The sequence below is a fragment of the Thioalkalivibrio sp. ALE31 genome (assembly GCF_000377405.1).
Taxonomy (GTDB): Bacteria; Pseudomonadota; Gammaproteobacteria; order Ectothiorhodospirales; family Ectothiorhodospiraceae; genus Thioalkalivibrio.
The window spans coordinates 230,897-248,738 of sequence record NZ_KB905020.1 but is presented as its reverse complement, the minus strand read 5'-3'; the positions used below and the strand labels follow the sequence as shown (position 1 = coordinate 248,738).

The following is a 17,842-nucleotide window of genomic DNA, read 5'->3' as shown; positions in this document are numbered from 1 at the left end:
CGTGCACCGGCTGAGTGGGTACGATCCCGGGGGATCGACAAGATGCGTATTATGGCCGTTTTGGATCAATTTCGAGGAAAGCCGCGTGGATTCTGTCTTTGTTGCGTCGTCCGAAACCGCTGTCCCGCTGATCCCGGTCAGCCGCGAGTCACTCCCGGTCCGCCTGGAGGCCGCGCCGGAGAGCTGGCGCAAGTGGGTCGAGGCCTCCGGCTTCGAGGCGGAGCCGGGCGCGATCCTGCGTATTCCCGACGCGGACGGCGGGCTGGCGGCAGTTCTGGCCGGGTTCGACGCCGAGACGCCGATCTGGATGCTGGCCGCGGCGGCGGAGACACTGGGCAGCGGCGACTATCGTCTGGAGACGGACTTTCTCAACGCCGACGTCCAGAACCTCGCCGCCATCGGCTGGGGCCTGGGGCGCTACCGCTTTGACCGCTACCGCGAACCGCAGGAACGCACGCCACGGCTGGTCTGGCCGGAAGACGCCGACCCGGCCCGGGTTCAGGCCTTTGTCGAATCGATCGGCCTGACCCGCGACCTGATCAACACCCCCGCCGCCGACATGATGCCGGCCAACCTGGCCCTGCAGGCCCGGGATCTGGCTGAGGCCTTCGGTTGCAGCCTGCATGTCGTGAGTGACAGCGACAAGCTGGAACAGGACTTCCCCTGCATCCACGCGGTGGGTGCGGCCAGTGACCACGGCGCGCGGGTGATCGAGCTGACCTGGGGGCCGCCGGATGCCCCGTCGCTGGTGCTGGTGGGCAAGGGCGTGTGCTTCGATTCGGGCGGGCTGAACCTGAAGCCCGGGAATTCCATGCGTCAGATGAAAAAGGACATGGGCGGGGCGGCCATCGCGCTGGGTCTGGCCCGCCTGATCATGGCGCAGGCGTTGCCTGTGCGCATGACCGTGCTGATCGGCGCGGTCGAGAATGCCATTGGTGCCGGGGCGTTCCGCCCGGGCGATGTCCTGACCGCGCGCAACGGCAAGCGCATCGAGATCGACAACACCGATGCCGAGGGGCGGCTGGTGCTGGCCGACCTGCTGGATCGGGCGGGATCGTTCCACCCCGACCTGCTGGTGGATTTCGCCACGCTGACCGGTGCCGCGCGCGTGGCCGTGGGGACCGAGATCAGCGCCTGTTTCACCGAGGACGAAGGCTGGGCCCGGGCGCTGGTCGAGCCGGCTCGGGAATGGGACGATCCGGTGTGCCAGTTGCCCCTGCATACCCCGTATCGCTACATGCTGGACAGCGACGTGGCCGACATCGTGAACAGTTCCAGCAGCGGTTACGCCGGTGCGATCACTGCGGGGCTCTTCCTGAAGGAATTCGTCCCCGAGGACACGACCTGGCTGCACTTCGACATCATGGCCTTCAACGATCGGGCTCGGCCGGGCCGGCCCAAGGGCGGCGAGGCGATGGGCCTGCGTGCCCTGTTCGCGGCGCTGGAGTCGCGGTACGGGCCGGCGGGTTAGGGGCATGGGCAGGGGAGGGAATTCCCCGGATCCCCTGCGTTCGCGGAGCGTGTGGGTCAGATGAGCTTGAGGTCGCTGCGGGCGCGGATGATCTTGCGCAGGGCGATCAGATAGGCGGCGGTGCGGTAGTCGAGTACCTCGCCGTTGCTTTCCACCTCGCGGACCTCGTGCATCTCGCGGAACGCCTCGCGCATGGTGTCCTCGAGGCCGGAACGAACCAGATCGATCTCCTCGGCACCGCGAACCACCGCGTCGCGAATCCATTCCGGGATGCTCTCGTTAGTCATCATCTCGATGGCCGTCACGATGTGCTGGCCCTGGGACTGGTCGTAGCGCCGCTCCAGGCGCCCGAAGCGCATGTGCGACAGGTTGCGCACCCATTCGAAGTAGGACACGACGACACCACCGGCATTGACGTAGACGTCCGGCAGGATCGTGATCCCGCGGGCCCGCAGTGCCTGGTCGGCCTCCCAGGTGCAGGGCCCGTTGGCGGCCTCGGCGATCAGCCGGGCCTGGATGCGGTCGGCGTTGCCGCGATGGATCGCGCCTTCCAGCGCCGCCGGGATCAGGATGTCGCATTCGCGTTCCAGGATGCGGTTGCCGTCGCGCTCGAACTCGACGCCGGCAAAGCCCTCCATGGTGCCGCTGCGGCGGACGTAGTCGTGCAGCGCCTCGACGTCGATACCGTCTTCGGAGTACACGCCGCCATCGCTCTTGATGACGCCGACGATCTTCGCGTGATCGTCCTGCTGCAGGAAGCGCGCGGCATAGTAGCCGACGTTGCCGAAGCCCTGAATGATGATTCGCTGTTCGCCCAGGCCACCTTCGAACCCGGCCTCGCGGGCGGCCGAGCCCTCGCGAAAGAACGCCTGTAGCGCGTACTGCACACCGCGTCCGGTGGCCTCGAGACGCCCGACGATGCCCCCCAGCTCCACGGGCTTTCCGGTCACCGAGGCGGCGTGATCGAGATCTTCCGGATGCCGTTCGCGGTAGGTCTCCATGATCCAGGCCATCTCGCGCTGGGAGGTCCCCACATCGGGGGCCGGCACGTTTTGCGCGGGGCTGATGTAGTCACGCTGGATCAGTTCGTGGGCGAAGCGTCGGGTGATGCGCTCCATCTCCCACTCGTCGTATTTCTGCGGATCGATCCGAAGCCCGCCCTTGGAGCCCCCGAAGGGGATGTCCACGATGGCGCATTTGTAGGTCATCAGGGCCGCCAGGGCCTCGGCGTGCTGCTGATCCATGGTCGGGGAGAAGCGCAGACCGCCCTTGGATGGCAGGCGATGCGCGGAGTGCACCGCGCGCCAGCCCTTGAATACTTCGATGCGGTCGCGAAAGCGGATCGGAAAGCTGACCTGAATCACCGAGTCGCAGGACTTCAGGGCCTCGCGCGCCCCCTCGGGGAGTTCGAGGTAGGCCATGGCCCGGTCGACCATGTGTGAGACACTATCAAGAAAGGTTTCAGGGACTTCGCTTTCCGACATGACGGCAATCCTTTATGGCTTTGCGAGGCGGCCTGCGCGGCACGGGGGCTTCGCGTATGGGTGACGCGGGCCACTTTCCCGACCCGCGGTTCTCGGTTGCACCGATGATGGACTGGACGGACACCTGGTGTCGCCGGTTCCATCGGCTGCTGACCCGGCGGGCATTGTTGTATACCGAGATGGTGCATGCCAACGCGGTGATCCATGGCGATCGCGACCGCCTGCTCGGCTTTGCCGCGGAGGAACACCCGATCGCGTTGCAGCTGGGCGGGTCGGACCCGGCCACGCTGGCGCAGGCGGCACGCATCGCGGCCGATCGCGGCTTCGACGAGATTAACCTGAATGTGGGTTGTCCCTCCGACCGCGTCCAGTCCGGCGCGTTCGGCGCCTGCCTGATGGCGGATCCGGGGCTGGTGGCCGACTGTGTGGCGGCGATGCGCGACGCGGTGGAGGTCCCGGTAACCGTCAAGCACCGCATCGGCATCGACGACCAGGACTCCGAGGCCGACCTGCATGCCTTCGTGGAACAGGTCGCCGCGGCCGGCTGCCGGGTGTTCGTGGTGCACGCGCGCAAGGCCTGGCTGCAGGGGTTGAGCCCCAAGGACAACCGCGATGTCCCGCCGCTGGACTATGCCCGCGTGTACCGCCTGAAGGCGGAGTTTCCCCAGCTGACCATCGTGCTGAACGGCGGGCTCGATGATGTATCGGGTGCCCGGGCCCATCTGCAGCAGGTGGATGGCGTGATGTTCGGACGCAAGGCCTACCACGAGCCCTGGAGCCTGTCCGTGGTGGACCGGCTGTATTTCGGTGCGGACCAGGATCCGACACGCGAGGGGGTGCTGGAGGGGCTCCTGGAGCTGGCCGAGGGGATGCGGCGAGGCGGCGTGCCGCTGGCACGCCTGACCCGGCACATTCTGGGGCTGTTCCACGGGGAGCCCGGGGCCCGGCAGTGGCGGCGTGTCCTGACCGAGGGGGCCCATCAACCCGGCGCCGGCCCGGAGCTGATCGAGCGCGCCGCCCGGGCTTGTCTGCCCCGGGCGGCCTGACGCCTCACACCGTACAGGCGGCTACTCGGCGGGCGTCTCCGGGGCGATCCAGCCCGCCTCGAGCCCGTCCGCCAGGATCTGGCGGATCGCGGGGATCGCCTCCTCCCATTCGGCGACGCTGAGCGTCTCCGCGCGGCAGAACGTCTCCAGGACCTCAGGCGCGACGTGCTGTGCGGGATAGTCATTGCCACCGACGCACAGGACCGGGCCGTCGGGGCCCTGGAACCACGCGCGGCGGATACCGGGGTGGAGGACAAAGCGTTCCGCAACCCCGGCACGGGCTGCGATCCCGGGGTCTTCCGGAGCGAGCTCGATGTTCCCGGCGGGGCGGGTCAGGAACCGGCCGAGATAGGCGTCCAGGTCCTGGTCCTCCGCGGCGAGCAGCGCGCGCAGGGCCTCGCGCAGTTCCCTGCGATCCGCGGCGGGGAGTTCGGCGGGGCAGGCAGCCGGGTGACGCCCCGGATCCTCGAAACGCGCCTGGTCGCCGATCACGTTGGCGCGCTCCTCGAGAAAGCCGGTCAGGACGTCGAGGATGGTCGGGGCGCGAAAACCGACCGACCAGGTCATGCACTGCGCATCCAGCGACAGGCCGTAATGCGGCAGACCGGGCGGCAGATAGAGCAGGTCGCCGGGGCCCAGCTCCCAGGTCTCGCTCGGGTGGAATTCGCGCAGGATGGCGAGCGGTAGGTCGTCGTGGCAATCCAGTGATCCCGGTGGGTCCTGGATCTGCCAGCGGCGGCGTCCCGCGGCCTGGAACAGGAACACGTCGTATTGATCCACATGCGGTCCGACGGAGCCCCCGGGCGGGGCATAGGAGATCATCAGGTCGTCCCGGCGCCAGCGCGGGATGAAGTCGAAACGGGCGAGGAAGTCCGACCCGCCGGGCCAGAAGCGTTCCACGTCGGTGATCAGCAGGGTCCAGTCGCGCGCGGGCAGCTGCCCCAGGTGCTCGGCGTCGAAGGGGCCGTACTCCACGTCCCAGTCCTGGCGGTCGACATGCCCGCGGACGATGCGGCTGGCGGCATCCGGATCGGTCGCCAGGCCGGCAAGATCGTCGGGCTCGATGGGATTCTCGAAACCCGGGACCGCATTGCGCACGAGCAGCGGGCGTTGCTGCCAGTAGTCGCGCAGAAACTCGGCGGTCGTGAGCCCGCCAAGCAGGACCAGCGGTTGGTTCGGATCCGGGGCCGCCATGCCGTGCGGGATCAGAGGTCGCGCGCGAGTTTCTCGGCGATGCCGGTATAGGTGCCCGGCGTCAGCTCGCGCAGGCGCGCACGGGCCTCTTCCGGGATCTCGAGACCGTCGATGAAGGCCGCCAGGGCTTCGGGCGTAATGCGCTGCCCGCGGGTCAGTTCCTTGAGCTTCTCGTAGGGCGACTCGATGCCGTAGCGGCGCATCACCGTCTGGACCGCCTCGCCCAGGACCTCCCAGTTCTGGTCCAGGTCTTCCGCCAGGCGGCCGGGCTCGATCTCCAGCTTCCCGAGGCCGCGATCGAAGGCCTTGTAGGCGATCAGCGACCAGGCGAACGCCAGGCCGATGTTGCGCAGCACGGTCGAGTCGGTCAGATCGCGCTGGAAGCGCGACACCGGAAGCTTGCCCGCGAGGTGATCGAACAGGGCATTGGCCAGGCCCAGGTTGCCCTCGGCGTTCTCGAAGTCGATCGGGTTGACCTTGTGCGGCATGGTCGAGGAGCCGACTTCGCCGGCCACGACCTTCTGCTTGAAGTAGCCCAGCGAGATATAGCCCCAGATGTCGCGCGCCGCATCCAGCAGGATGGTGTTCGCTCGCATGAAGGCATGGAACAGCTCGGCGAGGAAGTCATGCGGCTCGATCTGGGTGGTGTGGGTATTCGGTTCCAGCCCCAGGCCCTCGATCATTCGCCGCGACAGGGCCGGCCAGTCGACCTCCGGGTAGGCCACGCTGTGGGCATTGAAGTTGCCGACCGCGCCGTTGATCTTGCCGCGGCAGGCGACGGCGGCGATCTCGTCGCGCTGGCGCTCCAGACGCGCGACCACGTTGGCCAGTTCCTTGCCCATGGTGGTGGGGGAGGCCGGCTGGCCGTGGGTGCGCGCGAGCATCGGTTGTTCGGCGAAGCGTTCGGCAAGCGTGCGCAGGGGGGCGAGCACACTGTCCAGGGCCGGCAGCATCACCTGGTCGCGGGCCTCGCGAACCATCACGCCGTAGGCGAGGTTGTTGATGTCCTCGGAGGTGCAGGCGAAGTGCACGAACTCGATCTGGCTCTGCAGGTCGGTGCGGTCCGCCATCTGTTCCTTGATGTAGTACTCGATCGCCTTCACGTCGTGGTTGGTGGTCGCCTCGATCTCCTTCACCCGGGCGCCTGCGACCTCGTCGAAGCCGAAGGCGATCTCATCGAGGAAGGCACCCGCCGCGTCGGTCAAGGCCGGCACCTCGGGGATAGCCGGCTCGGCGGCCAGGGCCTTGAGCCAGGCGATCTCCACGCGCACGCGGGCCTGCATCAGGCCCTGTTCGGAGAAGTAGGGCGCCAGGTCGCGGGTATGGCGCGCGTAGCGGCCGTCGACAGGGCTGATCGCAGTCAGGGGGCTCGGGGACATGGGCATTCCGGGGTCGGGTTCGAGTCAGGCGGCGCAGTATACTAAGGCGTTCAGTTGCAATACAGCATCGCGCCGGGGAGACCCCGGTTACCGGCGCGGACCCAACCAGGAGAACGGCATGTCGAAGCCCGCAATGCGTCAGGAACAGGACAGTCTCGGACCGGTGGCGGTCCCGGAGCAGGCCCTGTGGGGCGCCCAGACCCAGCGTGCGGTAGACAACTTCCAGATCGCCGGACGCCCCCTCCCGGCGGCCTTCATTCGTGCCCTGGCGCAAACCAAGGCGGCCTGTGCCGAAGCCAATCAGGCGCTGGAGCAGCTGCCGGCGGAGGTGGCCGGGGTCATTGTCGCGGCCGCCGAGACCATCGCCAGTGGCGAACATGCGGATGCCTTCCCGGTGGATGTCTACCAGACCGGATCGGGCACCAGTACCAACATGAACATGAACGAGGTGATCGCGCGCCTGGCCTCCAGCGAGGCCCTGCCGATCCACCCCAATGACCACGTGAACCGTTCCCAGAGCTCGAACGACGTGATCCCGACCGCGTTGCACGTGGCGGCATCGACCCAGCTGGAACAGGAACTGATCCCGACGCTGCGTCACCTGATCGCCACCATCGCGCGGCGCGAGGGCGAACTGACCGCGATCGTGAAGACCGGGCGCACCCACCTGATGGACGCGATGCCGGTGCGCATGAGCCAGGAGTTGTCTGGCTGGCGCACGCAGCTGGAGCTGGATGTCGAACGCCTGCGCGCGACCCGCGACCGGGTAAACCGGCTGGCGATCGGTGGCACCGCGGTGGGTACGGGGATCAATGCCCCGGCTGCGTTCGGCGAGCGTGTGGCACAGCGCCTGGCGGAACGCACCGGCATTGCCTTCGAGCGCGAATCCAACGGGTTCGCGGGGCTCGCCAGCCAGGACACGGCGGTGGAACTGTCGGGGCAGCTGCGCACCACGGCCACCAGCCTGATCAAGATCGCCAACGACCTGCGCTGGATGAACTCCGGTCCGCTGGCGGGGCTGGGCGAGATCGCGCTGCCGGCCCTGCAACCGGGCAGCTCGATCATGCCGGGCAAGGTGAATCCGGTGATCCCGGAGGGCGTCATCATGGCCGCGCAGCAGGTGATCGGTCTGGATGCGGCGATCGCGGCCGCCGGGCAGGGCGGCAATTTCCAGTTGAACGTGGGATTGCCGATGATCGCCGACAATCTGCTGAATCAGACGGGCCTGCTGGCGCGTGCGGCCGGGCATCTGGCGGACCGCGCCATCGCGGGGTTCACCGTGAACGAGGCGGTCGTGCGCGCCGCCCTGGACCGCAACCCCATCCTGGTGACGGCGCTGAACGCGGAGATTGGCTACGAGGCCGGTGCGCGTATCGCCAAGGAGGCCTACGCGACCGGACGGCCGATCGTCGAGGTGGCGGCGGAACACACCGACATCCCGCGCGAGCGCCTGCAGGCCCTGCTGGACCCCGCGAACCTGACCGGCCCGTCAGAATAGAAGCGTCGCGGGGCGCAGGAGGACGAGGGGTCAGGCGGTCGCGAGCGGTAGCGCCACCTCTGGACGGAGCAGCTCGCGGAAGTCGGCAAACGGGACGGGGTGCGAGTAGAAGTAGCCCTGGGCCGTGTGGCAGTCGAGGTCCTGCAGGATCTGCGCCTGGCGCTCGGTCTCCACGCCTTCGGCGATCACGTCGAGCCCCAGGGTGCGGGCCATCAGCACGATCGCGCGCACGATCTGCGCATGCTCCTCGCCGTGGTCGAGATCCTTCACGAAGGAACGGTCGATCTTCAGGGTGTCGGCCGGCAACTGCTTGAGCTGCATCAGCGAGGCGTGGCCGGTGCCGAAGTCGTCGACGGCCAGGGACATGCCAACCTGGCGCAGGCGCTGGAAGACGCGCGCGGCACCCTTGGGGTCATCCATGATGCTGGTCTCGGTCAGCTCCAGCTCGATGCAGCGGGTGGGGATGCCGGCCTCGCGGATGATGCGATGGAAGCCGCCGGCCAGATCCGGCTGGCGCAGCTGGCGGGCGGAGACATTGATCGCCACCCGCGGGAGCTCGTCCTCCGCCGCGCGCAGGGATTGCAGGTCGCGGCAGACCTGGCGCAGCACCCATTCCCCGATCTCCTCGATCAGGGTCATGTCCTCGGCCAGTTCGATGAAGTGACCGGGCGGCAGCAGGCCCAGCTTCGGGTGCTGCCAGCGGATCAGGGCCTCGGCTCCGATGACGCGGCCGGTCGCGAGCTCCACCTTGGGCTGGTAGTGCAGCACCAGCTGCTCGTTGGCAATGGCCTGGCCCAGTTCGTTCTCCAGCTCGAAGTGACGGAAGGTGCGGGCGTTGAGGTCCTGGGTATAGAACCGGAACCCGTTGCGCCCACGCTGCTTGGCCTCGTACATCGCGGCATCCGCGTTGCCCAGCAGGGTGTCCGCGTCCTCGCCGTCGTAGGGGTACACCGCGATACCGCAGGACACGCTGCTGACCACCGGCTGATCGAAGATCTGGCGCTCGGTTGCCGTCTTGCGGACGACGTCGGTGACCAGGCGGACGATACCCTCCAGCCCCTGGCTGTCCTCGACGAGGATGCCGAACTCGTCGCCGCCCAGGCGCGACAGGGTGGTGCGCAGGTGGCGGCCGGAACGCTCGCGCGCATGGTCCAGCAGTTCGGAGAGGTCCTGCGCGACCTTGCGGATCAGCTCGTCGCCGGCGCGATGGCCGAGGGAGTCATTGGTGCGCTTGAAATTGTCGAGGTCCAGCAGGATCAATGCCACGTGACCGGCGGCGCCGGCATGGCGCTCCATGGCCTGTGACAGGCGGTCGCTGAACAGCATGCGATTGGGCAGGTTGGTCAGCGAGTCGTGCGACATGTGGTGCAGCAGTTCGCGCGACTGGCGCTCGGTGATCCGCTGCAGGGCCTTCTGGCGCCGATCCATCATCTGGAACAGGTCGGCGCTCTCGAGGGCATAGGCGGTATTGAAGAGCACCATGGTCAGGGTCGACAGGATCATCTCGTACCGCTGCAGCTCCGACTGGCGGAAGCGGGCGACGAACATCCCCCGAATCCGGGTGCGCGTGGAGATCACGTGGAGCATGACGCTCTCGCCGTCGACCGGCGAGGGGAGGCAGACCGGGTGATTCTGATGCAGCGCCCAGGAGAACTGCCCGTCGCGGATCAGCTGTTCCACGGTGTCCGCGAGGTCCGGCTCCAGCTCCTCCGGGCGCTCCTGGTAGGCGAGATTGAAGGAGCAGTCGTTGTCCAGCACGTAGACCGCCATGTCCTGTGCCGGCAGAAGCCGACGAATGGACTCGATGCTGTTCTGGATGATCAGCTCGGGGCTGCGGTTGCGGTCGGTGTCGCCAAAGATCGCCGTGGTCGAGGCGAGCACGTCCATCGCGTAGGCGTTGGCCTCCAGGGCCTCCTCGAGGAAACGGATGCGCTCATGGAGGGCATTCACCTCCTCGGGCGTGCGATACGATGGGCTCATGCAACAGCGTCCTTTGCCTGCATACGGGCTCAGTCGAGGAGGATCGCCTGCATCTGGTCCAGATGCTTGCGGGCGTGGCCGATGATGTCTTCGTAGACCGGCATCTCCAGGCCGATCCGGTCGAAGGTCTCGGGGCTCACCGGGGGCACGAAGCGCTCGCCGGACGATCCCAGGCGCAGCGAATTCGCGATGCTGTCGGCGACGTGCACGATCGCGGTTTCCACCGGGAAGGCGCGTGCCTCCTCCGGGGCATGGTGGTAGCGCGTGGCCTCCACCTGGGCCGGGGCCATGCCCCATTCCTCCAGCAGGGCGGAGCCGATGGCGGCATGATCGAAGCCGAGCAGCTCGCGTTCGGCCTCGAACAGCAGGCACTGCTCGCGTTCGCGGATGTTGATCAGCTCCTCGGTGCGGGTGCCCAGGCGCAGGAACAGCAGCAGCCGCCCCAGATCGTGCATGATGCCGTAGAGGTACAGCCGTTCGATGTTGGCCTCGCGGCGGAACCGTGCGATGGAGCGACTGAGCACGCCGACCGCGATGCTGTGGCGCCAGAACGACTCCATGTCGACGCCGATGACCGGCAATCCACGGAAATGCTCAATGACGATTGTCGACAGCACGATCTGGCGCATCTGCTGCAGGCCGATGATGGAGACCGCGCGGTGCAGGGTGTCGATGGGCTCGGGAAAGCCGTACAGCGAGGAGTTCGCCATGCGCAGCGTCTTCGCGGCGATGGTCGGGTCCAGCTCCACTGCCTCGGTGATCCCGGCGACGTTGGCCGTGGGATCGCTAAGACGGGTGAAGATCGTGTTGTAACTGCCGGAAAAGCTGCACAGCGAGTCGTCCTGCTCGAGGAACTCGGCGACGGTCATCATGCACCTCGGGACCGGTGCCCGCGGCGCATTAGCTCATCCAGCAACTGCTCGCGGGCGAGCTGGTGGAACCCGTCCATGGGGTGGGCGTTCACGTCACAGTGGCGGAAGCGCTCGGACAGGATGGTATCGGCCTGTTCCTCCATCTCCGGCGTGGGCCGGGTTTCGGGCGGGAGCTCCACAGGCTCGTCCTGCCCGTCATTGGCCGCTGCCTGCTCGTCCTCGACCACCTCGACCGTGCTGATGCCCCAGGACAGCAGCACGCGGATCTGCTTGTCCTGCAGCACCATGCCGGCGGGGATCAGGAGACGGCCGGAGCGGTCATGCACGGCGGTCGCCAGTGTCTGACCGGATTGGATTGCCTCCGTGGAGATCCGCCTTCCCATGCCGAAACCTTATGCGGAACCCGCGAGCTGGCGCAACACGTAGGGCAGGATGCCGCCGTGGCGGAAGTAGTCCACCTCCTGCGGGGTATCCAGGCGTACACGCACGGTGAAGGTGGTGCGCTGACCGTCGTCGTCCACCGCGGTCACCGTCGCCTCGCGGGCCTCGCCGTTCTCCACGCCGGTGATGCTGTAGGTCTCGCGCCCCGTCAGTCCGTGGCTGGCCGCGTTCTCGCCGGGCAGGAACTGCAGCGGGAGGACACCCATGCCCACCAGGTTGGAGCGGTGGATGCGCTCGAAGCTCTCGACGATCACCGCCTTGACCCCCAGCAGCAGGGTCCCCTTGGCGGCCCAGTCGCGCGAGGAGCCGGTCCCGTATTCCTGACCGGCGATCACGATCAGCGGGGTGTCCTCTTCCTGGTAGCGCATGGCGGCGTCGTAGATGGACATCTGCTCGCCATCCGGCAGGTGCTGTGTGACGCCGCCCTGGGTGCCCGGGGCCAGCAGGTTGCGCAAGCGCACGTTGGCGAAGGTGCCGCGCATCATCACCTCGTGGTTGCCGCGCCGCGAGCCATAGGAATTGAAGTCCGCGGGCTTTACGCCCTTGGATTCCAGGTACTTCCCGGCGGGGCTGTCCTTGGCGATCGATCCGGCCGGGGAGATGTGGTCGGTGGTGACCGAGTCGCCCAGCAGGGCCAGCACGCGCGCACCCTGGATGTCGTGCCAGGGCATCGGGGTCATGCCCATGCCCTTGAAGTAGGGCGGATTGCGGACGTAGGTGGAGTCCTCCTGCCACTCGAAACGCTCGCCCTTGGGGGCCTCCAGGTTGCGCCAGCGCTCCTCGCCGGAGTAGAGATCCCCGTAGGCACTGGTAAAGCTGCCGGCGCCGACGTGGCTGGCGACGGCCTCGCGCACCTCGTCGGTGGTCGGCCAGATGTCCTTCAGGTAGACCGGCGCGCCCTCGGCGTTCTCGCCGATGGGATCGTTGTACAGGTCGATATTGCTGCGCCCGGCCAGGGCGTAGGCGACCACCAGGGGCGGCGAGGCGAGGAAGTTCATCTGCACCTCGGAATGGATGCGCCCCTCGAAGTTGCGGTTGCCGGAGAGCACCGAGCTGACGATCAGGTCGTCCTTGATGATGGCCTCGGAGATCGGCTCGGGCAGCGGGCCCGAGTTGCCGATGCAGGTGGTGCAGCCATAGCCGACCACGTGAAAGCCAAGGGCCTCCAGATCGGTCAGCAGGCCGGACTTCTCCAGGTAGTCGGTGACCACGCGCGAGCCGGGGGCCAGCGAGGTCTTCACCCAGGGCTTGACCTGCAGCCCCGCCTCGCGCGCCTTGCGCGCGACCAGGCCGGCACCCAGCATCACCGACGGGTTGGAGGTGTTGGTGCAGGAGGTGATCGCCGCGATCACGATGTCGCCGTGATCCAGCGTGAAGGTCTCGCCGTCCATCTCGATGGCGGTGTGATGGGGTTCCTCCGCCTGGTGTTCCACGCCCACGGCGGTATGCCCGCCCTCGGCCGCGAAGCGCTCGGCCTCGGCCGGTTCGTCGGCGCCGCTCTCGCGCTCCTTCAGCATGGTGTCCAGATGGCGGCTGATGGTGGCGCCGGCCTGGCTCAGCGGGATGCGGTCCTGCGGGCGCTTGGGCCCGGCGAGGCTGGGTTCGACCGTGGACAGGTCCAGCTCCAGCATGTCGCTGTAGCGGGCGATCGGGGCGCTGTCGTCACGCCACAGCCCCTGGGCCTTGGCATAGGCCTCGATGAATTCGATATGGCCGGCGTCACGCCCGGTCAGGCGCAGGTAGTTCAGGGTCTCGTCGTCGATCGGGAAGATGCCGCAGGTGGCGCCGTATTCCGGTGCCATGTTGGCAATGGTCGCGCGGTCGGCGAGGGGCAGATCGGCGAGGCCGTCGCCAAAGAACTCGACGAACTTCCCGACCACGCCCTTCTTGCGCAGCATCTCGACGATCACCAGCACCAGGTCGGTCGCGGTGGCGCCCTCGGCCAGCTTGCCGGTCAGGCGGAAGCCCACCACCTGCGGGATCAGCATGGAGATCGGCTGGCCGAGCATCGCGGCCTCGGCCTCGATGCCGCCCACGCCCCAGCCGAGTACGCCGAGGCCGTTAATCATGGTGGTGTGGGAATCGGTACCGACCAGGGTATCCGGGTAGGCCATGCAGCCCCCCTCGGCCTGGTCGTCCACGAACACCGTACGGGCCAGGTATTCGAGGTTCACCTGGTGGACGATGCCGGTGTCCGGTGGCACCACCTTGAAGGTATCAAAGGCCTGCTGGCCCCACTTGAGGAAGCTGTAGCGCTCGCGGTTGCGGGAGTATTCCAGCTCCGCGTTCAGGTTCATCGCGTTGGCGTTGCCGTGGGCATCCACCTGGACCGAGTGGTCGATCACCAGCTCCGCCGGCTGCAGCGGGGTGATCTTCTTCGGGTCGCCGCCGAGGGTCTCCATCGCGTCGCGCATCGCGGCGAGATCGACCACCGCCGGCACGCCGGTGAAGTCCTGCAACAGCACGCGGGCCGGTCGGAAGGCGATCTCCTGGGCCGGCTCGGCCTTCGGGTCCCAGTCCAGCAGGGCCTCGATGTCGGCACGCCGGACGGTGCGCTCGTCCTCGAAGCGCAGCAGGTTTTCCAGCAGCACCTTGAGGGCAAAGGGGAGATCCTTCGCGCGGGCGTCGTCGGTGATCGGCACGTAACGGCAGTCGAGGCCGCCAGCGGACAGGGTCTGGGTGTTCTTCGGGTCGGCGTGGCTCATGATGCGTCTTCCGCGTTCAGGTATTGAGTCGATTGAGGATGTGGTTCGCTTCGCGAATCAGCCGCTTGCGGCCAAAAAGCAGTTTCCAGCGCGATCCGCCGGCCTGGCGCCAGAGGACCGCGGCCCGGATTCCGGCCAGCAGCAACGCACGAATGCGCGCGGCGGTCTCCGGGTTGGAGAGGTTGTTCTGTTCCCCCTGCACGATGATGCGCGGGCCGAGTTCGGAGATGGTCTCCTTGTAGATCTCGGCGAGCCGCGCGATCACGCTCTCGTGGGTGATGTGAAAGTAGTCGATCTGGCGTTGCGCGCCCTGCAGACCGTCGGTCAGCGTCTGCAGCATATCGTCGCGTTTTTGCAGCTTGCGCTCGAGGAAGATCAAGCCGATCGCGTAGCGGGTGATCTCCATGTCCGGCGGCTTGCTGCCGTTTTGCAGCTGGCTCTCGATGCGTTCCAGGCCGCTCTTCAGGCTGACGGCTTCGCGGTAGACCGCCTCCGGTGTCTCGGCATCGAAGGCAAACAGGCTGCCGATCAGGACCTCGAACTCGTATTCGTCGCAGCTGCCGCGCCAGGCCAGATCCTTGACCAGGCTGGCGCACTGGAAGAGGGCGGCAAGCGCCAGCGTGCGGTTGTGATCGGAGCGGTCCAAGCCAGTTCATTCCTTGGTGGGTCGGGGGCGGGGCGCCAGGCAGGGCTCACTATACCGGAAGTGACCCGGCGGACTCACTCAGGGAGACGCGGATTGAATGGCGCCTGCGTGGTGGTCCAGCGTGGTCCGGGTCGCGATCACCGCGCCGCCCAGGCAGACATCACCGCGGTAGAAGGCGATGGACTGCCCGGGGGTGGCGGCGCGCTGCGGGCTGTCGAACACCACTGTGGCGCCCGTCGGCGCAAGCGCCTCGATGCGGCAGTCCTGCAGGGGCTGGCGGTGGCGCAGTCGGGCCCGGAGCGGCTCGCCCGGGGCGGGCACGTCGTGGATCCAGTGGACCGGCTCGGTGACAAGCGTCGGGCTCATCAGTCGCGGATGCTGCGGCTCCTGGGCGACGACCAGGGCGTTGTGCTCGAGATCCTTGTCGACCACATACCACGGGGCCTCGGCGAAACCGTCGACCCCGCCAATGCCGAGACCCTGGCGCTGGCCGAGGGTGTAGAACATCAGGCCCTGGTGGCGGCCGACGACCTGACCCTCCGGGGTGCGCATCTCGCCCTCGGCGGCGTTCAGGTACTGCGCGAGAAAGTCGCGGAAGCGCCGCTCGCCAATAAAGCAGATCCCCGTGGAGTCCTTGCGGGCGTGGTTCGGCAGACCCAGTTCGCGGGCCCGCACCCGAACCTGGTCCTTCGGGATATCCCCGAGCGGGAACAGGGCCGGGCGCAACTGCTCCTGAGTCAGGGTATGCAGAAAGTAGGTCTGGTCCTTGTTGGCGTCGGCCGCCATGCACAGCTCGCTGAAGTCCGCATGATGGCGGACTCGCGCGTAGTGACCGGTGGCGATCCAGCGGGCGCCCAGCTCGCGCGCGTGGTCGAGGAAGGAACGGAACTTGATCTCGCGGTTGCAGAGGATGTCCGGGTTGGGGGTGCGCCCAGCCTCGTATTCGTGGAGGAACTGGGCGAACACCCGCTGGCGGTAGTCCTCGGCGAAGTTCGCCTTGTGCAGGGGGATCTCGAGACAATCCGCGACCTCGCGGGCCATCGCGTAGTCGGCCTCGGCGGCGCAGTATTCGGCGTCGTCGTCATCCTCCCAGTTCTTCATGAACAGGCCTTCGACGCGATAGCCGGCCTCCAGCAGGCGGCTGGCGGCGACGGCGGAGTCGACGCCCCCGGAGAGGCCGATGATGACGCGCTCGCCGCCGCTCATGGCGCGACCGCCCGAACCAGCCCGCCGACCGCCGCGAGCGGGAGGCGCGGGCCAGCCTGGTAGCGATGGATGCTGCGCATCACCAGGGGGCTGCGCAGGGGCCAGTCGCGTTCGGCCGCCTCGGGTGTCAGCCAGTGCAGGGCATGGATCGCCGGGTCTCGCGGGCCGGGCGAAGGCAGGGGCGTGGTCGAGCCACAGAAGCTGGTGCGCAGGATGACGGCGCCGCTGGCCAGTTCCAGGAGGTCGCAGCCGAGGGTGGCCTCGGGGGTGAACGCGAGGGAGGTCTCCTCGCGGACCTCGCGCACGACCGCCTCGATTAGGTCTTCGCGGGCATCCAGGTGCCCGGCCGGCTGGTTCAGGACCCGGCGCCCGCCGTCGGTCTCCTCGACAAACAGGAACCGGCCTTCGCGCTCGATCACGGCGGCCACGGTGATGTGACAGGGGAGGCGTTCGGTCATGCGGCGGATGATAACGCAGGCACAGGCGCACACGACCATGACGGAACGTCGATTTCACTCGCTCCGGGCCCCCGGAGATGGCGGTTGGGCATGTATAATCGAGGCATATCCGATTGACCGATCCATTGATCTCGATTTCCGTACAAGGAGTTGGCATGGCCTATCAGCACATTCAGGTCCCGGAGAAGGGCGAACGCATCACCGTCGACGAGCAGGGGAAGCTGCAGGTGCCGGATCATCCGGTGATCCCCTATATCGAGGGTGACGGCATCGGGGTCGATATCACCCCGGTGATGCGCCGGGTGACCGATGCGGCCGTGGAGAAGGCCTACGGCGGGAAGAAGGCGATCGAGTGGATGGAGGTCTATGCCGGCGAGAAGGCAACCAGGGTCTACGACGATGATTCGGGCCTTCCGGACGAGACCCTGGAGGCGGTGAAGGATTACCGCGTGTCCATCAAGGGCCCGCTGACCACGCCGGTCGGTGGCGGCTTCCGCTCCCTGAACGTGGCGCTGCGCCAGAAGCTGGATCTGTTTGTCTGCCTGCGTCCGGTGCGCTACTACGACGGCACCCCGAGCCCGCTGAAGGCGCCGGAGAAGACCGATATGGTGATCTTCCGGGAGAACTCGGAGGACATCTACGCCGGCATCGAATTCGAGTCCGGCACGCCGGAGGCGAAGAAGGTCATCGACTTCCTGCAGGGCGAGATGGGCGTGACCCAGATCCGCTTCCCTGATACCGCCGGCATCGGCGTGAAGCCGGTCTCCAGCGAAGGCACCAAGCGCCTGGTGCGCAAGGCCATCGAGTACGCGATCGACAACGACCGCCCGTCGGTGACGCTGGTGCACAAGGGCAACATCATGAAATTCACCGAGGGCTCCTTCAAGGCCTGGGGCTACGAGCTGGCGCGCGAGGAGTTCGGTGCGAAGGACCTGGACGGCGGCCCGTGGCAGACCTTCAAGAACCCGAAGACCGGCCGCGACATCGTGATCAAGGACGTGATCGCGGATGCCTTCCTGCAGCAGATCCTGCTGCGCCCGGAGGACTACTCGGTGATCGCCACGCTGAACCTGAACGGTGACTACATCTCGGATGCGCTGGCCGCGCAGGTGGGTGGCATCGGCATCGCCCCGGGTGCGAACCTGTCCGACACCACCGCGATGTTCGAGGCCACCCACGGCACGGCGCCGAAGTACGCCGGCCAGGACAAGGTGAACCCCGGCTCGCTGATTCTGTCTGCCGAAATGATGCTGCGGCATCTGGGCTGGCCCGAGGCGGCGGATCGGGTCGTGAAGGGCATGGGCGGCGCGATCAGCGCCGGCGAGGTGACCTACGACTTCGCCCGGCTGATGGAAAACGTCGAGCCGATCGCCTGCTCGGCCTTCGGTGAGGCGATGATCAAGCACATGTGACGGGACGGGTCGGTGGTCGGAGTGTCCGTAAGGGCACTTGGCCTCGGCCC

General features: G+C 67.4%; 14 protein-coding genes. 4 read left to right on the top strand and 10 right to left on the bottom strand.

Going from position 1 to position 17,842, the window contains the following annotated elements; translation table 11 throughout:
• Nucleotides 1-85 precede the first annotated feature (85 nt).
• Entirely contained in the window at nt 86-1,471 is a 1,386-nt protein-coding gene (locus D103_RS0101180) for a M17 family metallopeptidase (protein ID WP_018875499.1), read from the top strand.
• 56 nt (nt 1,472-1,527) lie between these two features.
• Here the strand turns inward: D103_RS0101180 and D103_RS0101175 are convergent, their stop codons facing one another.
• The gene (locus tag D103_RS0101175) at nt 1,528-2,955 is read right to left on the bottom strand and encodes a Glu/Leu/Phe/Val dehydrogenase (RefSeq protein ID WP_026280222.1); all 1,428 of its coding nucleotides are present in this window, start codon (nt 2,953-2,955) and stop codon (nt 1,528-1,530) included.
• Nucleotides 2,956-3,011: 56 nt separating this feature from the next.
• Between D103_RS0101175 and dusA the strand changes: the two genes are divergently transcribed.
• Nucleotides 3,012-4,001 (top strand): tRNA dihydrouridine(20/20a) synthase DusA, encoded by a 990-nt coding sequence (gene dusA / locus D103_RS0101170; protein ID WP_018875497.1) that lies wholly within the window; start codon nt 3,012-3,014, stop codon nt 3,999-4,001.
• A gap of 21 nt (nt 4,002-4,022) precedes the next feature.
• Here dusA and D103_RS0101165 read toward each other — a convergent pair whose 3' ends face one another.
• Together D103_RS0101165 and purB are read right to left on the bottom strand one after the other, a co-directional pair.
• Nucleotides 4,023-5,195, bottom strand: a complete 1,173-nt coding sequence (locus D103_RS0101165; protein ID WP_018875496.1) for a cupin domain-containing protein — start codon at nt 5,193-5,195, stop codon at nt 4,023-4,025.
• Between the two features lie 11 nt (nt 5,196-5,206).
• Entirely contained in the window at nt 5,207-6,574 is a 1,368-nt protein-coding gene (gene purB / locus D103_RS0101160; RefSeq protein WP_018875495.1) for an adenylosuccinate lyase, read from the bottom strand.
• Nucleotides 6,575-6,692: 118 nt separating this feature from the next.
• On the opposite strand from purB, the gene D103_RS0101155 reads away from it, so the two are divergent.
• Nucleotides 6,693-8,072: a lyase family protein gene (locus D103_RS0101155; protein WP_026280221.1), complete on the top strand. Its 1,380-nt coding sequence runs from the start codon at nt 6,693-6,695 to the stop codon at nt 8,070-8,072.
• Between the two features lie 30 nt (nt 8,073-8,102).
• On the opposite strand, the gene D103_RS0101150 is transcribed toward D103_RS0101155, so the two are convergent.
• From D103_RS0101150 to D103_RS0101120, 7 genes are all read right to left on the bottom strand, one after another.
• The gene (locus D103_RS0101150; protein ID WP_018875493.1) at nt 8,103-10,052 is read right to left on the bottom strand and encodes a bifunctional diguanylate cyclase/phosphodiesterase; all 1,950 of its coding nucleotides are present in this window, start codon (nt 10,050-10,052) and stop codon (nt 8,103-8,105) included.
• 29 nt (nt 10,053-10,081) lie between these two features.
• Nucleotides 10,082-10,921, bottom strand: a complete 840-nt coding sequence (locus tag D103_RS0101145) for an HDOD domain-containing protein (protein WP_018875492.1) — start codon at nt 10,919-10,921, stop codon at nt 10,082-10,084.
• Nucleotides 10,921-11,250 carry a hypothetical protein gene (locus D103_RS0101140; RefSeq protein WP_018875491.1) on the bottom strand — a complete coding sequence of 110 codons (330 nt, stop codon included), beginning with the start codon at nt 11,248-11,250 and terminating at the stop codon, nt 10,921-10,923. The genes D103_RS0101145 and D103_RS0101140 overlap by 1 nt, the downstream gene beginning before the upstream one ends.
• A gap of 66 nt (nt 11,251-11,316) precedes the next feature.
• Nucleotides 11,317-14,070: an aconitate hydratase AcnA gene (acnA, locus tag D103_RS0101135; protein WP_018875490.1), complete on the bottom strand. Its 2,754-nt coding sequence runs from the start codon at nt 14,068-14,070 to the stop codon at nt 11,317-11,319.
• A gap of 16 nt (nt 14,071-14,086) precedes the next feature.
• Nucleotides 14,087-14,716, bottom strand: a complete 630-nt coding sequence (hflD, locus tag D103_RS0101130) for a high frequency lysogenization protein HflD (protein ID WP_018866334.1) — start codon at nt 14,714-14,716, stop codon at nt 14,087-14,089.
• A gap of 78 nt (nt 14,717-14,794) precedes the next feature.
• A complete protein-coding gene (gene mnmA / locus D103_RS0101125) occupies nt 14,795-15,922 on the bottom strand; it encodes a tRNA 2-thiouridine(34) synthase MnmA (protein WP_018875489.1) in 1,128 nt (375 codons plus the stop codon).
• The gene (locus D103_RS0101120) at nt 15,919-16,380 is read right to left on the bottom strand and encodes an NUDIX domain-containing protein (protein ID WP_026280220.1); all 462 of its coding nucleotides are present in this window, start codon (nt 16,378-16,380) and stop codon (nt 15,919-15,921) included. The genes mnmA and D103_RS0101120 overlap by 4 nt, the downstream gene beginning before the upstream one ends.
• 155 nt (nt 16,381-16,535) lie before the next feature.
• Here D103_RS0101120 and icd point away from each other — a divergent pair, with 155 nt between their 5' ends.
• Nucleotides 16,536-17,792 carry an NADP-dependent isocitrate dehydrogenase gene (icd, locus tag D103_RS0101115; protein WP_018875487.1) on the top strand — a complete coding sequence of 419 codons (1,257 nt, stop codon included), beginning with the start codon at nt 16,536-16,538 and terminating at the stop codon, nt 17,790-17,792.
• Nucleotides 17,793-17,842 lie beyond the last annotated feature (50 nt).